We start from the raw sequence: 18104 nt of genomic DNA, 5'->3' as shown, positions 1-18104 counted from the left end.
TCTCAGGTGGACAGGTGCCACACGAACGCGGCGGCGAGCGCACCGAGCCCATTCAGGGACCAGTGCAAGGCGATCGGCGCGATCAGGCTGCCGCTGCGCCGGCGCAGCCAGCTGAAGACGAACCCCGCGGCTCCCGTCGCCACCACGGCGCCGGCCACCCCCGCCAGCATTCCGACGATCCCGCCGCCGAACAGCCGGGTGAAGCCCACGTTGCTGCTGGTCAGTCCGAACGACGTGGCCACGTGCCACAGCCCGAACAGCAGCGAGCCCGCCAGCGCGACCCCGCGAAAACCCCACGCCCGGTTGAGCGCGCCGTGCAGGACGCCCCGAAACGCCAGCTCCTCGGGGATGACGGTCTGCAGCGGGATGATGACCATCGAGGCGACCATCGCGCCCGAGATCGTGGCGTAGCGGTTGTTCAGGAACATCGGCCGGGTCGCCGGCAGCAGCACGCCGACCGCGATCACCGAGGCCACCACCGCCACGGCCGCCAGCGCATAGCCCAGTCCCGGCTTCCAGTGCTCGCGGCCGAGGCCGAGATCCGCCCAACCCAAACCGCGGCACCGCATCAAGATGACCAGCCCGACGGCGGCGGCCGGGACCGTGCCGACGCTCGCCCACGGCGTGGTGAAATGCGCGATCAAATCCGTCAGGACAAGAACCACCACGACGACGGCGATGTCCAGGTGGATGCGGAACCGGTGCAGCGCCGAAAGCTCGGACGCCACAGGGTGAACGTCGACTGTGCCGGCCTCATGCATCCGGCCAGTCTACCGGCGGCCCACGGCGCGACGGGCCAATGCGATTGCCGTCACGCGAATCTCAGTCGCTCGGCTGCCAGGTCCACCCCGAAATCTTCGGGTCGTCCTCGCCGTGCTCGCGGGTGTACATCCGCGCGGCCAGGCGGGCGTCGACCATGCGCTGCCGCAGCATGGCGGCGCGGCTGGCCAATCCGTCGACCCGGTCGATGACATCCATGACCAGATGGAAGCGGTCCAAATCGTTGAGCATCACCATGTCGAAGGGCGTCGTCGTGGTGCCGCGTTCCTTGAAGCCGCGCACGTGCATATGCGCGTGGTTGGTGCGGCTGTAGGTCAGCCGGTGGATCAGCCACGGATAGCCGTGGTAGGCGAAGATCACCGGCCTGTCCGGGGTGAACAACGCGTCGAATTCGCGGTCCGGCAGGCCATGCGGGTGCTCGGTGTCGGGCTGCAGCCGCATCAGGTCGACGACGTTGACCACCCGGACGGCCAGCTCCGGCAGCTCGGAACGCAGGATGTCGGCGGCGGCCAGCGTCTCGAGCGTCGGGATGTCCCCGGCGCACGCCAGCACCACGTCGGGGTCGTCGCCCACAGATTGAGCGGTGCTCGCCCACTCCCAGATGCCCAGGCCGCGGGTGCAGTGCGCGATGGCCTCATCCATGTCGAGATAGGCCAGCGCGGGCTGCTTGCCGGCGACGATGACGTTGATGTAGTCGCGGCTGCGCAGGCAGTGATCGGCCACCGACAGCAGCGTGTTGCCGTCCGGCGGCAGGTACACCCGCGTGAGCTCGGGTCGCTTGTTGGCGACGAGGTCGATGAACCCCGGGTCCTGGTGGGACGCCCCGTTGTGGTCTTGGCGCCACACGTGCGAGCTCAGCAGGTAGTTCAGCGACGCGATCGGCCGCCGCCACGGCAATTCCCGGCTGGTGGCAAGCCATTTCGCGTGCTGGTTCAGCATCGAGTCGACGATGTGCACGAACGCCTCGTAGCAGTTGAACAGGCCGTGCCGCCCCGTCAGCAGGTAGCCTTCCAGCCAGCCCTGGCACAGGTGCTCGGACAGCACCTCCATGACGCGGCCGTCGGGCGCCAGGTGCTCGTCGTCGGGCTCGATCTCGGACAGCCACACCTTGTCGGTCGATCCGTAGACGGCGTCGAGCCGGTTGGAGGCCGTCTCGTCGGGCCCCATGAGCCGGAATCGGTCCTTGTTGCGGGCGATCACGTCGCGCAGGAACCCGCCCAGCACCCGGGTCGCCTCGTGCGTGACGGCCGCCGGTCGCTCGACGGCGACGGCGTAGTCGTGGAAGTCGGGCAGGTCGAGGTCGTGCAGCAACACCCCGCCGTTGGCGTGGGGGTTGGCGCTCATCCGGCGATCCCCGCTGGGCGCCAGCGCCCGCAGCTCCGGCCGCAGCCGGCCGTTTTCGTCGAAAAGCTCCCCGGGCCCATAGCTGCGCAGCCACTCTTCGAGCTGGGCACGGTGTTCGGGGTTGTCGCGCGTCGCGGCCAGCGGCACCTGGTGCGAGCGCCAGGTGCCCTCAACCTTCTTGCCGTCCACCATCTTTGGCCCGGTCCAGCCCTTAGGGGTACGCAGCACGATCATCGGCCACACGGGCCGCTCGACCCCGTTGCCGCCGCGGGCCGCACCCTGGATGGCGGCGATGTCGTCGAAGGCGTCGTCGAGGGCGGCGGCAAGTTGCCGATGCACATCGGCCGGGTCGTCACCGGCGACCGTGATCGGGCGGTACCCGTAGCCGCGCAGCAGCGATTCCAGTTCGGCGTGCGGGATGCGGGCCAGCACCGTCGGGTTGGCGATCTTGTAGCCGTTGAGCGCCAGGATCGGCAGCACGGCGCCGTCGGTGACGGGGTTGAGGAACTTGTTGGAGTGCCAGCTGGCGGCCAGCGGCCCGGTTTCGGCCTCGCCGTCACCGACGACGCAGGCCACCACCAGATACGGGTTGTCCAGGGCGGCGCCGTAGGCGTGCACCAGCGCGTAGCCGAGCTCGCCGCCCTCGTGGATGGATCCCGGCGTCTGGGCGGCGACGTGGCTGGGGATCCCGCCGGGGAAGGAGAACTGCCGGAACAGCTTGCGCAGGCCCTCGGTGTCCTCCTCTATGCCCGTGTAGACCTCGCTGTAGGTGCCTTCGAGGTAGGCGTTGGCGACCAGCCCCGGTCCGCCGTGCCCCGGCCCGGTCACGTAGATGACGTCGGCGTCGCGGTGGCGGATGACCCGGTTCAGGTGCGCGTAGACGAGATTGAGCCCGGGGGTGGTGCCCCAGTGACCCAGCAACCGCGGTTTGACGTGATCGATGGTCAGCGGCTCGGTGAGCAGCGGGTTGTCCAGCAGGTAGATCTGCCCGACCGACAGATAATTGGCGGCACGCCAGTACTTGTCGATCAGCGCGAGTTCGTCGTCGGAGAGCGCGGTTGCGTGGGTCATCTCACCGATTGTTCCCACCGATCCCTCCCGCTACTCCTCGCCGCGGGCGCGGGCTTCGTACGCCTGCCGCTTTTCGACGTCGACGTCGTCGGTGAAGACGTGATCGCCGCCGAGCATCCGGTTGAGGCCCTCGGCGATGCGGCGCGGCCAGAATTTCTGGGACACCACCATCGCCCCCGCGGCCTTGGTGATCCGCACCCGCGGCTTGGGGTGGGCCACCAGCTTGACGATGGCGTCGGCGATCTCGGCGGGCTCGGCGTTGCGGAACCCCTTGGCCCCCTTGGTGCCCGCGGTGAGCTCGGTGTTGACGAACGTCGGCAACACCGCGGAGAACTTCACCCCGGCCGAGCGGTACTCCAGCCGCGCCGAGTCGGTGAACGCGACCACCGCATGCTTGCTGGCGCAGTAGGTCGCCAGCCCGACGATGTAGAGCTCCCCGGCCAGCGAGGCGACGTTGATGACGTGGCCTGTGCCGCGGGGCACCATGCGCTGGGCCGCCAGCTTGCTGCCCAGGATCACGCCGTAGACGTTGATGTCCAGAATCCGCCGGGTGACCGCGTCCGGTTCGTCGACGATGCGGCCGACCGGCATGATGCCGGCGTTGTTGATCAGCACGTCGATCGGGCCGAGCCGGCGTTCGACCTGGTCGAGGAAATCGGCGAACGACTGCGGGTCGGTGACGTCGAGTTTTCCGTACACGTCGAGGCCCAGGTCGGCGCCCGACTCCTTCACCCGCACCTCGTCGACGTCGCCGATGGCGACCTTGGCGCCCAGATTGTGCAGCGCGGTCGCGGTGGCCAACCCAATTCCCCGCGCTCCGCCGGTGATGACTACCACCTTGTCGCGAACTCTTCCGCCGACGACCTTGAGGCCGAGGGAACCCGTGTCTGCCATGTTCGGTGCCTTCCAGATTCTTGACGGGTGTCAACTAGACAATCCGGTAAGCACAGCACTCGAAGTCTGGCCGCGCAACAGCCGGTCGGACCGGGCGAGGTTCAGCGCACGGCCAGCCACACCAGGCTGGCGGCGCCGGCCAGGGCACAGTAGATCGCGAACGGGGTCAGCGTCCGGGTCTGGAAATAGCGGGTGAGGAAGCGCACGGCCAGGTAGGCGCAGACGAACGAGGCGACGCTGCCCGCCAGCACCTGGCCGCCGATGCCGGCGCCCAGCGGCCCGAAGAGCTCCGGGATCTTGTACACCCCGGCGGCCAGGATGATCGGCGTCGCGAGCAGGAAGGAGAAGCGCGCGGCGTCCTCGTGCGACAGGCCGCGCCACAGGCCGGCGACGATCGTGATCCCCGACCGGCTGATACCGGGGAACAGGGCCAGGATCTGCGCGGCCCCGATCACCAGGCCGCGCGGCAGCGGGAGCTGGGCCAGCCGCTGATCCGAGGCCTCGTCGCCGTGTTCGAGCTCCGCATCGGACGGCGCCGGCTGTCCCGGCGCGGGCGCGGGCGCGATGCGGCGGCGCAACACCTCGCCCACGTACAGGGCGATGCCGTTGAGCAACAGGAACGTCGCCGCCGGGATCGGTTTGCCGAGCGTCGTCCGAAAAAGCTGCTCGAGCGCCAGGCCGGCCAGGCCCACCGGGATGGTGCCCACCACGATCAGCCACGCCAGCCGCTCGTCGGGCGTCTGAATGCGGCGATACCGCAGCGACGAGAAGAACCCCGACAGGATGCGCAGCCAGTCGCGCCAGAAGAACAGCAGCAGGGCGGCGGCGGTGGCGACGTGAAGGCCGACGATGAAGGCGAGGTAGGGCGAGTGGGGGGCCGAGACGCTGAGGTCCTGCGCCCACCGCCCGCCGACGAGTGCCGGCACCAACACCGCGTGCCCCAGGCTCGAGACCGGGAACAGCTCGGTGACGCCCTGGAACGCGCCAACCACCACGGCCTCGACGTAGCTCAAGTGCGCGGTCATAGCGGGTTGCCTCCATTAGACGACGGGTCGCGGTCGGCCTGTGACGATAGCCCACGCGAGTCCCCGAGTGGCCGTTCGGGCCGACCCGAGGGGATGAGCGCCGAATCCGCTTGCCCACCCGGCATTTTGGCCGCATGCTCGACCCGTCAGGCGGGCGAGCGCCCGCCGTGCAGCGCCCTGACCAGGCAGGTACGGTGTGCAGATGGTCGACGGGTTGCTCGATGCCGTCCGCGTCCTCGACTTGTCGGGCGGGGTCGCCGACGTGGTGACCCGTCTGTTCGCCGATCTGGGCGCCGACGTGTTGAAGGTGGAACCGCCGGGCGGCTGCCTGGCGCGTGACGCGCTGCCGACGCTGCGCGGCGCCAGCATCCCGTTCGCCGTGCGCAACGCCAACAAGCGCAGCGCGGTGCTCGACCCGTTCGACGACGAGGACTGCGCCCGCTTCCTCGATTTGGCCGCCGACGCCGACATCGTCGTGGACACCGGCGCCGACGAGCGCGGCGCCATGTTCGGAACCTCCGGCGAGGAGCTCGCCGCCCGCTACCCGCACCTGGTGGTGCTGTCGGTCACCGACTTCGGCGCGACCGGCCCGCGGTCCTCGTGGCGCGCCACGGATCCGGTGCTGTACGCGATGTGCGGCGCGCTGTCGCGGTCCGGCCCCACCACCGGCACCCCGGTGCTGCCGCCGGACGGCATCGCGTCGGCCACCGCGGCCGTCCAGGCGGCGTGGGCCGCGCTCGCGGCGTACTACAACCGATTGCGTTGCGGCACCGGCGATTACATCGACTTCTCGTGGTTGGACGCGGTCGTCATGGCCCTCGACCCGGCCTTCGGCGCGCACGGGCAGGCCGCCGCAGGCGTCCGGCGCACCGGGCGGTGGCGGGGCCGTCCGAAGAACCAGGACGCCTACCCGATCTACCCCTGCCGGGACGGCTACGTCCGGCTGTGCGTGATGGCGCCCCGGCAGTGGCGCGGCCTGCGGCGCTGGCTGGGGGAGCCGGAAGACTTCCAAGATCTCAAATACGACGTGATCGGCGCGCGATTCGCGGTGTGGCCGCAGATCAGCGAGCTGCTGGAGAAGCTTTTCGCCGGACAGAGCATGAAGGATCTGGTGGCCGCCGGACAGGCGCACGGGGTGCCCATCGCCGCGGTGCTGACGCCGGCGCGGATTCTGGGTTCGGATCACTTCCAGGCGGTCGGCGCGATCACCGAGGCAGAGCTCGTCCCCGGCGTGCGGACCGCCGTGCCGACCGGGTATTTCGTGGTCGACGGCCGGCGCGCGGGTTTCCGCACGCCGGTGCCCGCCGCGGGCCACGACGAACCGTACTGGCGCGGCAATCCGTCGGTGGTGCCGTCGGCGTCGGGCCGTCTCGGCGACTATCCCTTTGCGGGACTGCGGATTTTGGATCTGGGCATCATCGTCGCCGGCGGTGAGCTGAGCCGGCTGTTCGGTGACCTGGGCGCCGACGTGATCAAAATCGAGAGCGCCGATTACCCCGACGGATTGCGGCAGGCCCGCGTCGGCGAGGCCATGAGCGAGTCCTTCGCCTGGACGCACCGCAACAACCGCGGTTTGGGGCTGGACCTGCGCAGCGCCGAGGGCAAGAAGATCTTCGGCCGGCTCGTCGCCGAGGCCGACGCGGTCTTCGCCAACTTCAAGCCGGGAACCCTTACCGCACTGGGTTTTTCCTACGACGAGCTGCGCGCCCTCAACCCGCGGATCGTGCTCGCCGAGAGCAGCGCGTTCGGCGACACGGGGCCGTGGAGCGCGCGGCTGGGGTACGGCCCGCTCGTGCGGGCCACGACCGGCGTCACCCGGCTCTGGACTAGCGACGGCCCGGGGGAGGGGACCGAGGCGGCGCGGCACGCGTTTTACGACGCGACGACGGTGTTCCCCGACCACGTGGTCGGCCGGGTCACCGCGATCGCCGCGCTGGCCGCGCTGATCCACCGCGACCGGACGGGCAACGGCGCCCACGTCCACATCTCGCAGGCCGAAGTCGTGGTCAACCAGCTCGACACCCTGTATGTCACGCAAGCCGCGCTGGCCGCGGGCATCGACCGGATCCGCCAGGACACCAGCCTGCACGCGGTCTATCCCTGCGCCGGTGACGACGAATGGTGCGTCATCTCGATCCGAACGGACGACGAATGGCGGCACGCCGCTTCGGTTTTCGACCATCCCGAATGGGCGGACGACCCGCGCTTCGCCACCGGCGAAGCGCGGCTGGACAATCGGGACGAATTGGTGGAACGGGCCTCGGCGTGGACCCGCACCCGCACCCCGCTGCGGGCCGCCGAACTGCTGCAGTCGGCGGGTGTTCCGGCCGGGCCGATGAACCGTCCGCCCGACATACTCGAGGACCCTCAGCTGATCGCGCGAAACGTCTACAGCGCCATGGCTCATCCGCTGATCGAGAACCCGCTGCCCGCCGAGACGGGACCGGCGCCCTACCGCCACATTCCGTCGGCCCGGCGGGCCCCGGCGCCTCAGCCCGGGCAGGACACCGTCGAGATCTGCCGAAACGTGCTGGGAATGAACACCACCGACATCCAGCGGCTGATCGACGACCGCGTGCTGTTCGGCCCGGCCGCCGACGCCTGAGCCGCCCCGCGATCGCCCGAATGTGCGGCCGGCCGCACCCTCGCGCCCCACTGTGCGGCGAGCCGCACGCCGGGGGTCCGATAGGTTCGACGCATGACCGCTGACCCCAGGACCCCGGTTTTGATCGGCTATGGCCAGGTCAACCACCGCGACGAGATCGATCCGGCCACGCGGTCCGTCGAACCGATGGACCTGATGGTCGCCGCGGTCGAGCGGGCCGCCGACGCCGCGGTGATCGAGGCGGTCGACTCGATCCGGGTGGTCAACATCCTGTCGGCCCAGTATCGGGATCCCGGGCTGTTATTGGGCCAGCGCATCGGCGCCTCGGATTTCACCACGCTGTACAGCCCGGTCGGCGGCAATGTGCCGCAATCGCTGCTCAACCAGGCCTGCCTGGACATCCAGGGCGGCCGCGCTGGCGTCGTGCTGCTGGCCGGCGCCGAAACCTGGCGCACCAGGCGCGGTCTGCGGGCCCAGGGCGGCAAGCTGGTGTGGACCGAACAGGACCGCTCGGTCCCGATGGCCGAGGTGAGCGGCAACGACGTCCCGATGGCCGGCGACGCCGAGATCAGGATTTCCCTGGACCGCCCGGCCTACGTCTACCCCTTGTTCGAGCAGGCGCTGCGGGTGGCGCGCGGCGAGTCGATCGACGATCACCTCCAGCGCATCGGGGAGCTGTGGGCGCGGTTCAACGCGGTGGCGGTGGACAACCCGCACGCGTGGATCCGCACGCCGTCCAGTGCCGACGACATCCGCCGGGTGGGCCCGCGGAACCGGATGATCAGCTGGCCCTACACCAAGTTGATGAACTCCAACAACATGGTCGACCAGGGCGCGGCGCTCGTTCTGACCTCGGTCGAGCAGGCCAGGAGGCTGAAAATCCCCGCCGAACGCTGGGTGTACCCGCACGCGGGCACCGACGCGCACGACACACCGTCCATCGCCGAGCGCCACGAACTGCACCGGTCCATGGCCATCCGGATCGCCGGCGCGCGGACGCTCGAGCTGGCCGGCCTGGGCATCGACGACATCGATCACGTCGACCTGTACTCGTGCTTTCCCTCCGCGGTGCAAGTCGCGGCGGCCGAACTCGGGCTGAGCGTCGACGACCCCGCCCGGCCGCTGACCGTGACCGGCGGACTGACGTTCGCCGGCGGCCCGTGGAGCAACTACGTGATGCATTCGATAGCCACCATGGCGGAGTTGCTGGTGGCCAATCCGGGCCGGCGCGGTCTGATCACCGCCAACGGCGGCTACCTGACCAAACACAGCTTCGGTGTCTACGGCACCGAACCGCCGGCCGAATTCCGTTGGGAGGACACGCAACCAGAGGTCGACGCGGAGCCGACGACCGACGCGGTGGTGGAATGGGAAGGCGTGGGCACCCTCGAGGCGTGGACGACGCCGTATGACCGCGAGGGACGGCCGGAAAAGGCCTTTGTGGCGGTGCGCACCCCCGACGGGTCGCGCGCGCTGGCGGTGGTCACCGACGCCGACGCGGTGCAGGCCTCGGTGCGTGAAGATCTCGGTGGCGCCAAGGTCGCCGTCGCCGCGGACGGCAGCGCGACGCTGCGGTAGCCCTGTCACCCGTATGGCGCCAGGTCAGCGGCGCCGATCCTGGGTAACGGTCGCGTAGCCTATGCCGACTTGCCTATTGTTGAGTGCTGAGGGTTGGGGGAGGTGAGCCCAGGTGCACATCCTGGTTACCGACGCCACCGGCGCACTCGGGCGCCTGGTCGCTGGGCAGCTCATCGCTGCCGGGCACACGGTCACCGGCATTGCTGAGCTCCCGCATCCCTGCCTCGACCGCAACGTCGAATTTGTTTGCGCATCGCTGCGCGACCGCGTCTTGCGGGAGCTCACCGACGAGGCCGACGCGGTCATCCACCTGGCACCCATCGACCCCACCGCGCCCGGCAGCGCCGGCATGGACGGGCTGGCGCGGGTCACCGATGCGGCCGCGCGCGCCGGCTCCCGCCTGGTGTTCGTGTCGCAGGCCGCGGGACGGCCCGAGTTGTATCGGCCGGCCGAGGACCTGGTGTCCTCGAGCTGGGGACCCACCGCGGTCATCCGGATCGCGCCACCGGTCGGGCGCCAGCTCGACTGGATGGTGTGCCGCACCGTGGCCACGCTGTTGCGCAGCAAGGTGTCCGCGCAGCCCATGCGCGTGCTGCACCTCGACGACCTGATGCGCTTTTTGGTCCTGGCGATGGACACCGACCGCACCGGTGTGGTGGACCTCGCCAGCCCGGACACCGTCAACATGGTCACCGCCTGGCGCGTATTGCGAGCCGCCGACCCGCGCATCCGGCCGCATCGGGTGCGCAGTTGGGCCCAGCTGACGCCGGAGTTCGATGTCGCTGCGGCACAAGAGGACTGGATGTTCTCATACGGCTGGCACGCGCTGGACGCCGTCGCCGACACCGCGCGGGGACTCGTCGGACGCCGGCTGGACACCGCCGGCGCGATCAACCAGGGGGGACGGCTCGCGCTGCCCGTCGAGGTGCTGCCGCAATCTCGGCGACCGGCCGGTGACGACGTGCGCACCGCCGCGCCGGAAGGCCTGGAGGGCGAATTCGACGACCAGATCGATTCGCGGTTCCCGGTTTTCAGCGGCGCCGCACTGGCCGAGGCGCTGCCCGGACCGCTCACCCCGATCACGCTGGACGTCCAATTGAGCGGGCTGCGCACCGCGAGCCGGGTGTTGGGACAGGCGCTCGCCCTCGGCGGCGTCGCCGATGCCGAATGGGGCAGCAGGGCCATCGCGGTGTTCGGCCACCGCGCCTACGTCGGCGTGTCGGTCAACATGGTCGCGGCCAGCCAGCTGCCCGGCTGGGACGAGGACGCCGTCGCCCGCAACGCCCTCGTCGGCCAGCCCCAGGTCGGCGATCCGCTGCCGTTCGGCGAGCCGGCCTGGACGGCCGGGGCGCTCGGCTCGGTCGCCAAGGCCGTCGCCGCGGGGCGGTCGGTCGCGCTCCTGCGTCACCTGCGGGTCGACACCCGGGCGTATTGCGCCGCCGCGGAAGCCGAGCACCTCGATGCCGCGCAACTGGCGTTGCTGCCCGAAGAGGCCCTGGAAGTGCGGCTGCGGCTGTTGCGCGACCGCATCCACCAGGGCTGGATCCTCAACGCGCTCTGGTTGATCGACACCGGCGTCACCGCCGCGGCGCTGCCGCGCAGCCAGGCGGGGCGCAGCGTGCCCGGGATCAGCATGATCACCGACAGCGGACTCGTCGCGGCGGAGACCGCCGAGCTGGCGTCGGCGCTGCGGGCCGACCCGCCGTTGCGCGCGCTGGCCGCCGAGGGCAACCTCGCGAGCATTCGTGCGCTGTCGCCCAAGACCGCCGCCACCGTGGACGCGGTCGTCGCACGCATCGGGCACCGCGGTCCGGGCGAGGCCGAACTGGCCAGCACGACCTTCGCCGACGACCCGACGATGTTGCTGACCGCCGCGGCGGCGGCCGCACCCCCCGAGCCCACGCCCGCCACATTGGCCGAGCGGCTCACCGCCAACGCGCGCGGCTCGCGGGAGCTGGCCCACGACACCACGATGCGCTTCACGCACGAGCTGCGGATGACGTTGCGCGCGTTGGGATCTCTGCGCGTCGAGGCGGACCTGATCGACGCCGTCGACGACATGTACTACCTGACGTGCAATGAGCTGGTCACGATGCCGGGCGACGCACGGCTGCGGATCAAACGCCGCCGCACCGAACGCGAACGCCTGCAGGCGCAGTTCCCACCCGACGTTATCGACGGGGCCTGGGCGCCGGCCCCGCACAGCCCCGACGACCCGGGCGCCGGGACCACCGCCGAGGATGGCTCAGCCGAGCAGCTCGCCCAGGGGTGAGCGCGGGTCGGCCAGCTTGTCGGGGTCGACGGCGGCCTTCGACCGGATCAGCGCTTTGACGTCGTCGAGCACATCCCAGATGTTGACGTTCATTCCGGCCAGCACCCGGTGGTCGCCGTCGAGCCAGAACGCGACGAACTCCCGGCCGGCGACGTCACCGCGAAACACCACCCGCTCGAAGCTGGGGGCGTGTCCGACGTACTCCATCCCGAGGTCGTATTGATCGGTGAAGAAATAGGGCAGCTCCGCGTATTCGCCTGGTGTGCCCAGCATCCCGGCCACCGCCACGGCGGGCTGCTTGAGCGCGTTGGCCCAGTGCTCGGTGCGGATGCGAGTGCCCAACAGCGGGTGTTCGGCGGCGGCGATGTCGCCGACCGCATAGATGTCGGGATCGCTGGTGCGCAACGAGGCGTCGACGAGCACCCCGCCGTCGCCCAGGGAGAGCCCGGCCTGCTCGGCGAGTTCGACGTTGGGCTTGGCGCCGACGGCCACCAGCACGGCGTCGGCGGCCACCGTCGATCCGTCCCGCATCCGCAGGCCGGTGGCCGAGCCGTCGGCCGTTGTGATCTCCTCGACCTGCGTTTCGAGGCGAAGATCCACGCCGTGCTCGCGGTGCAGGGTGGCGAACACCTCGCCGACGGTCTCGCCCAGCGCGGCCAGCAGCGGCTGCCTGGCGGTTTCCACCACGGTGACGTTCACACCTCGCTGGCGCGCACCCGCGGCCACTTCCAGCCCGATCCACCCGGCGCCCACGATCGCGAGCGAAGCGCCTTCGGACAGAACGTCGTTCAATGCCACGGCGTCTTCGTAGGTGCGTAGGTAATGCACACCGGCGGAGTCCGACCCCGGTATCGGGGGCCGGCGCGAGGCCGATCCCGTGGCCAGCAACAGCTTGTCGTAGCCGACGGTGGTGCCGTCGGGCAGCCCGACGGTGTGGCCGGCGGCGTCCAGGGAGGCCACCCGCGTGTTGAGCCGTAGGTCGACGTTGTGGTCGCGGTACCAGTCGGAGTTCTGCACGGTGAAATCGGTCAGCGACTTTTTGCCGGCCAGATACTCCTTCGACAGCGGCGGCCGCTCGTAGGGCAGATGTTCCTCGTCGGCGAACACAATGATGTGCCCATCAAAATCGTTGTCGCGCAATGCTTCTACGGCTTTAGCGGCCGCGAGTCCGCCACCGATGATGACGAAGCTGGTCGAGTTGGCCATGGATGGGGCTCCGTTCTGTGGAATTTTCAGCCTACTCGCGGGCGCTCAGCCCAACAGCTCGCGCAGGTCGAGAGCGTTGCGGACCGCGTGCCCGCCCAGGTCGTTGTTGAAATACATCCACACGTCTTTCCCTTCACCGTCCCAAGCGGTGAGCCGCTCGGCCCAGCGGCGCAGATCGTCGGCGGTGTAGGAACCGGCGTAGTTCGCCTCGGGATCCGGCCCGTGCATCCGGATGTACACCAGATCCGTCGTCGCGCGGGGAATGCACTCGAGCCCCAGCCCACTCATCACCACATACGCGGCGCGATGGCGTTCCAGCAGCTCGAACACCGCGGGGTCATTCCACGACGGGTGCCGCAGTTCGACGGCGACGCGGATCGACGTGGGCATGAGTTGCAGGAACGAATCCAGGCGCGCGTCATCGCGCTGCTGTTCGGGGTGCAGCTGCACCAGCAGCACGCCGTGGCGATCACCCAGCAGCTGCCAGCAGCGTTCGAATCGTTCGATCCACGGTTCGGGCGAGGCCAGCCGGCGGTAGTGCGTCAAGCCGCGATGCGCCTTGACCGACATGGTGAAGCCGTCCGGCAGCTGATCGCGCCAACCCTCGAACGTCGAATCCTTGGGCCACCGGTAGAAACTGGCGTTCAGTTCGACGGTGTCGAACGCCTCGACGTAGCGGGCGAGCCGGCGCGCCGATGGCGTTCCCGGCGGATACAGCACATCGATCCAGTGGTTGTACGACCACCCCGAGGTACCGATTCGTATGGTCACCGCGGCTCAGCCGGCCACCCGCTGACGCACATCGGCGTCCAGCGACGCCCTGACCAACGCGGCGGCCAGTCGCGCATTGGCCTGCGGCGCAAGGCTTCCCAGCTTCTTCGGTTCGGCGGGCAGGCCAAACCGCTTGGCGGTCCCGGTGGCGCGGTCATCGAAATACGGCCGCACCCAGGTCCACACGTCCTGCACCTCGCGCAGGTAGATGTCGGCGCCCGTGTCGCCGATTCCCTTGAACTGCTTGAGCATCCGTTTCGCCGCTGCCACGTCATGCCCGCTGCGATCGGCCAATTCGCGCATGTCGCCGGAGTAGTCGTCTCGAAGTCGTTCGGCCATATCGGTGAGCCGGGTGGCCGAGCTCTCGTCGTAACGCACGTAGTGCGCGCGCCCAAAGGCGTCGATCATGGTTTGCCGGTCCGAGGCCAGCACGGCCTCGGGGGTCCGCAGGCCCGCCTTGAAGAGTTCGCGCGCGGCGGCCGTGGCGATGGTCGCATCGATCGGCTTGCTGGCCAGCATGCACAGCACCAAAAGCTGGAACAGCGGCATCGGCTTGTCGCTCAGCGTGATGCGCGCCTGCGCCGCGTAGGTCGTGCCGGCCACGTCGAGCAGTCGTCGCACCCGCTGGTCCATACCGCACCGCGTACCCCCACGCCGCCACGGCAAACCGCGCCCGCTATTTGGGCGGCAGGCTGCGCGCGTGGTCGACCCCGCGTTTGACCCAACTATGAAGCTGGCGTTTGGTTTGCACGCCGGCGGGCTCGACGCGCAGCCAGCCCCGGGCCTCTCGCCCGGCCATCACCATGGGGCTGACGTGCGCGCGCCCGGCGAGTTTGTCGGTGTCCTCGCGCGGCACCCGCACCAACAGTCCACCCTGGCCGCTGACGGCCACCGACATGTTGCCGTTGACCAGGAACGCCAGGCCGCCGAACATGCGCTTTTCGTCGATGCCCGGCTGGCCTCCGAGAAGTTCGCGGACCCGGTTGGCCAGGTCTTCGTCGTAGGCCATCCGCGGGTCAGTCCAGGTCGACCCGGACGGTGAGCAGGTCGCTGCCCATCAGGCGCACCATCGCGCTGTTCAGCCGCGGCAGGTTGCCCAGGCGCTGCACCGCATCGTCGTCGGGCAGGAGGTGGGCGGTGCCGTGGCGCCACGTGCCGCCAACACGCACCCGCACAGCCGGATTGGCCTTGATATTGCGGATGTAATCCGAGTGCTCGCCGTGTTCGGAGACCATCCAGAACTGGTTGTCCACCACGCGCCCGCCCACCGCGGTGCGCCGCGGCTGCCCGCTCTTGCGTCCCTTGGTCTCGAGCATGGTCATCGGCAGCTGCCGGCCGACCGGGTTGACCAGCAGGCGTTGAACCCGGTGGACCACTTGTCGTTTGAGAATCCGGATATCCGTCATAGTCCCTAGATTCTGCCGCAGACGAGAAACAGCCGCCGCATTCGCGGCTGTCTCGCTGGGCCGGGTTACGTCGCGTACGCGACGAATTGACCGTCGGGCAGGAAGACGCCCCACTGGTTCACGGCCGGGTTGAATACGACCGGATAGTCGCCCGGTTGACCCGGCGGCATCCAGCGGGCCGGAAGCCCGTAGCCGATCGGGTCGTTGTAGTGGCCCGGTGGCGGGAATCCGTTCTGCCCGGGCGGAAGCGGCGTGCCCGGGGCCGTGCAGTTGACGCCCGGTCCGGCGTTACAGATCGGTACCCCCTGTCCCGGCATGGGACCCGGCACATTCTGGCCGGGCACCGGGCCCGGTCCCGGCACGTTCGGCCCAGGCACTGGCCCCGGCACATTCGGGCCATTCGGATCGGCTTGAGCCAGGCCGGCACCTACTCCGAGCGCGCCGGACGTCAGCGCACCTGCGATTACGGCGCTGGCAGCGAATCTGTTCAACCTCATGATGAACTCCTTATCGAGCCGCTTGGCTGCCCATCGGGCCACCTAACAGCGGTAATTTGTTGTTCGTCACCCGCGTCTTTTCGACGCCGGATAGAGGTCATCCCCCCTCGGCTGGTCTTCCCTCTGCGTTGCTGCGTACCCGTCCCGGGGGGAGCCTGAAACTCCGACCATGCCCCGGCACACCGCACCGGGTCTGACTCAACGTGGCTTCAACAGCGGCCGCGATTCGCCTGGCCGCGCGATCAGGCCGCGGCCGTGGCGGCCGAGGCCGCCGGTTCGAGCGCCTGGGCCACGATCTCGGCGACGTCGGTCATGGGCCGCACGTCCAGCGCCTCGAGCACCTCGGTGGGCACGTCATCGAGATCCGGCTCGTTGCGCTGCGGAATGAAAACCGTTGACAGCCCGGCACGTTGGGCGGCCAGCAGCTTTTGCTTCACCCCGCCGATGGGCAGCACCCGGCCGTTCAGCGTGACCTCTCCGGTCATGCCGACGTCGGAGCGGACCTGGCGTCCGGTGGCCATCGAGACCAGGGCGGTCACCATGGTGACACCGGCCGACGGGCCGTCCTTGGGCACCGCCCCCGCGGGCACGTGGACGTGGATGCGCCGGTCCAGCGTCTTGGGATCCACACCGAGCTCGGCGGCGTGCGAGCGCACGTAGGACAGCGCGATCTGCGCCGACTCCTTCATCACGTCGCCCAGTTGACCCGTCAGTTGCAGGCCCGGGTCACCGTCGGTGGAGCCGGCCTCGATGTAGAGCACGTCGCCACCGAGGCCGGTGACGGCCAGGCCGGTGGCCACACCGGGCACCGCCGTGCGTTCGGCCGATTCCGGCATGAACCGCGGACGGCCCAGGTAGTCAACCAGATCCGGCTCGTCGATGGTGATCGGTCGCGGATCGTCAACCAGCTTGGTGGTCGCCTTGCGCAGCGCCTTGGCCAGCAGCCGTTCGAACTGTCGCACACCGGGCTCGCGGGTGTAGTCGGCGGCGATCTTGCGCAGCGCCGCGTCGCTCACCGCCACCTCGTCCTCGGTCAGCGCCGCGCGGTCCCGCTGCCGGGGCAGCAGGTAGTCCCGCGCGATGGCGACCTTGTCGTCCTCGGTGTAGCCGTCGATGGCCACCAGCTCCATGCGGTCCAGCAGGGCCGACGGGATGTTCTCGATCACGTTCGCCGTCGCCAAAAACACCACATCGGACAGGTCCAGGTCCAGATCCAGGTAGTGGTCGCGGAAGGTGTGGTTCTGCGCCGGGTCGAGCACCTCGAGCAGCGCCGCGCTCGGATCGCCGCGGTAGTCGGAACCGACCTTGTCGATTTCGTCCAGCAGCACAACGGGATTCATCGATCCCGCCTCACCGATCGCGCGCACGATCCGGCCCGGCAACGCGCCCACGTAGGTACGACGGTGCCCGCGGATCTCGGCCTCGTCGCGCACACCGCCCAGGGCGACGCGCACGAACTTGCGGCCCAACGCCCGGGCCACGCTCTCGCCCAGCGACGTCTTGCCGACGCCCGGGGGACCGGCCAGCACCATCACCGCACCGGAGCCGCGGCCGCCGACGACCTGCAGCCCGCGTTGGGCGCGGCGCGCCCGGACGGCCAGGTATTCGACGATGCGATCCTTGACGTCGTCCAGCCCGTGGTGATCGGCGTCCAGGACTTCCCGCGCCGCCTTGAGGTCGGTGGAGTCCTCGGTCTTGACGTTCCACGGCAGGTCGAGCACGGTGTCCAGCCAGGTGCGAATCCAGCCACTCTCCGGGCTCTGGTCGCTGGAGCGTTCCAGCTTGCCGACCTCGCGCAGCGCGGCCTCGCGCACCTTCTCGGGCAGCTCGGCGGCCTCGACGCGGGCCCGATAATCATCGGACCCGTCGGGCTCACCTTCACCGAGCTCCTTGCGGATGGCCGCCAGCTGCTGGCGCAGCAGGAACTCCTTCTGCGTCTTCTCCATGCCCTCGCGCACGTCCTCGGCGATCTTGTCGCTGACCTCGACCTCGGCGAGGTGGTCGCTGGTCCAGTCGATCAGCACGCGCAGCCGCTCGGCGACGTCGACCGTCTCCAGCAGCTGGCGCTTCTGCGCGTTGCTCAGGTAGGACGCGTACCCCGAGGTGTCGGCCAGCGCCGACGGATCGGACAGCCGGTTGACGTAATCGATGATCTCCCAGGCCTCGCGTCGTTGCAGCATGGCCAGCAGCAGCTTCTTGTACTCCGCGGTCAGCGCCTTGACCTCGTCGGTCGCCTCGGCCTCGGGGACCTCGGTCACCTCGACCCACAGCGCCGCCCCGGGGCCGGATGCGCCCGCCCCGATCTGTGCCCTGCGCTCGCCGCGCACCACCGCGGCGGTGCCGCCACCGGCGATGCGCCCGACCTGCAGGATCTTCGCGATCACACCGTGCGACGGATACCGGTCCTCGAGCCGGGGGGCGATCAGCAGCTGTCCCGACTCGCTGGCCTGGGCGGCGTCGATCGCCGCGCGGGCCGCGTCGTCCAGCGCGATCGGCACCACCATTCCGGGCAGCACGATGGTGTCGGTGACAAACAGCACCGGCACCGACTTGGCTTCAGCCATCAAATCCTCCAAAAGTTGAGTCTGATGCGCTTAACCCAGCCGGGCGCCGGTTTGTTCCCGCGCGTCCCGGCCATCGCGGGGGTGCGGCCGG

Annotated in this window: 14 protein-coding genes; 3 read left to right on the top strand and 11 right to left on the bottom strand. The window is 69.7% G+C overall.

Features of this window, described 5'->3' with window-relative positions:
• Positions 1-2: 2 nt before the first annotated feature.
• The 4 genes from W7U_RS08475 to W7U_RS08460 all read right to left on the bottom strand — a co-directional run bounded on the left by W7U_RS08475 (position 3) and on the right by W7U_RS08460 (position 5114).
• Entirely contained in the window at positions 3-761 is a 759-nt protein-coding gene (locus W7U_RS08475) for a CPBP family intramembrane glutamic endopeptidase (protein WP_008256920.1), read from the bottom strand.
• Positions 762-822: 61 nt separating this feature from the next.
• Positions 823-3195 carry a phosphoketolase family protein gene (locus W7U_RS08470; RefSeq protein ID WP_008256918.1) on the bottom strand — a complete coding sequence of 791 codons (2373 nt, stop codon included), beginning with the start codon at positions 3193-3195 and terminating at the stop codon, positions 823-825.
• 30 nt (positions 3196-3225) lie between these two features.
• Positions 3226-4089 (bottom strand): SDR family oxidoreductase, encoded by an 864-nt coding sequence (locus tag W7U_RS08465; protein ID WP_008256916.1) that lies wholly within the window; start codon positions 4087-4089, stop codon positions 3226-3228.
• Positions 4090-4190: 101 nt separating this feature from the next.
• Complete coding sequence (locus W7U_RS08460; protein WP_008256912.1) at positions 4191-5114, bottom strand: undecaprenyl-diphosphate phosphatase; 924 nt, start codon at positions 5112-5114, stop codon at positions 4191-4193.
• Positions 5115-5310: 196 nt separating this feature from the next.
• Here W7U_RS08460 and W7U_RS08455 point away from each other — a divergent pair, with 196 nt between their 5' ends.
• From W7U_RS08455 to W7U_RS08445, 3 genes are all read left to right on the top strand, one after another.
• A complete protein-coding gene (locus W7U_RS08455) occupies positions 5311-7719 on the top strand; it encodes a CoA transferase (protein WP_020822583.1) in 2409 nt (802 codons plus the stop codon).
• Positions 7720-7812: 93 nt separating this feature from the next.
• Positions 7813-9297, top strand: coding sequence for an acetyl-CoA acetyltransferase (locus W7U_RS08450; RefSeq protein WP_008256909.1), 1485 nt, complete (start codon positions 7813-7815; stop codon positions 9295-9297).
• 112 nt (positions 9298-9409) lie between these two features.
• Positions 9410-11569, top strand: a complete 2160-nt coding sequence (locus tag W7U_RS08445; protein WP_008256907.1) for an NAD-dependent epimerase/dehydratase family protein — start codon at positions 9410-9412, stop codon at positions 11567-11569.
• Here W7U_RS08445 and W7U_RS08440 read toward each other — a convergent pair.
• The 7 genes from W7U_RS08440 to lon form a co-directional block, all read right to left on the bottom strand.
• Entirely contained in the window at positions 11543-12775 is a 1233-nt protein-coding gene (locus W7U_RS08440; protein WP_008256905.1) for an FAD-dependent oxidoreductase, read from the bottom strand. The two genes, W7U_RS08445 and W7U_RS08440, sit on opposite strands and share 27 nt — an antisense overlap.
• 45 nt (positions 12776-12820) lie before the next feature.
• Complete coding sequence (locus W7U_RS08435) at positions 12821-13546, bottom strand: DUF72 domain-containing protein (RefSeq protein ID WP_008256902.1); 726 nt, start codon at positions 13544-13546, stop codon at positions 12821-12823.
• Between the two features lie 6 nt (positions 13547-13552).
• Positions 13553-14179: a hypothetical protein gene (locus W7U_RS08430; RefSeq protein WP_008256900.1), complete on the bottom strand. Its 627-nt coding sequence runs from the start codon at positions 14177-14179 to the stop codon at positions 13553-13555.
• 43 nt (positions 14180-14222) lie between these two features.
• Entirely contained in the window at positions 14223-14555 is a 333-nt protein-coding gene (locus tag W7U_RS08425; protein WP_008256899.1) for a TfoX/Sxy family protein, read from the bottom strand.
• A 7-nt stretch (positions 14556-14562) separates the two neighbouring features.
• A complete protein-coding gene (locus W7U_RS08420) occupies positions 14563-14952 on the bottom strand; it encodes a nitroreductase family deazaflavin-dependent oxidoreductase (RefSeq protein WP_008256897.1) in 390 nt (129 codons plus the stop codon).
• A 65-nt stretch (positions 14953-15017) separates the two neighbouring features.
• Positions 15018-15329, bottom strand: coding sequence for a hypothetical protein (locus W7U_RS25080; RefSeq protein WP_225336684.1), 312 nt, complete (start codon positions 15327-15329; stop codon positions 15018-15020).
• A 362-nt stretch (positions 15330-15691) separates the two neighbouring features.
• Positions 15692-18013: an endopeptidase La gene (lon, locus tag W7U_RS08410; protein WP_008256893.1), complete on the bottom strand. Its 2322-nt coding sequence runs from the start codon at positions 18011-18013 to the stop codon at positions 15692-15694.
• Positions 18014-18104 lie beyond the last annotated feature (91 nt).

The organism is Mycobacterium sp. H4Y, from assembly GCF_000364405.1.
In the GTDB taxonomy this organism is placed as follows: domain Bacteria; phylum Actinomycetota; class Actinomycetes; order Mycobacteriales; family Mycobacteriaceae; genus Mycobacterium; species Mycobacterium intracellulare.
This window is presented reverse-complemented; position numbering and strand designations above follow the sequence as displayed.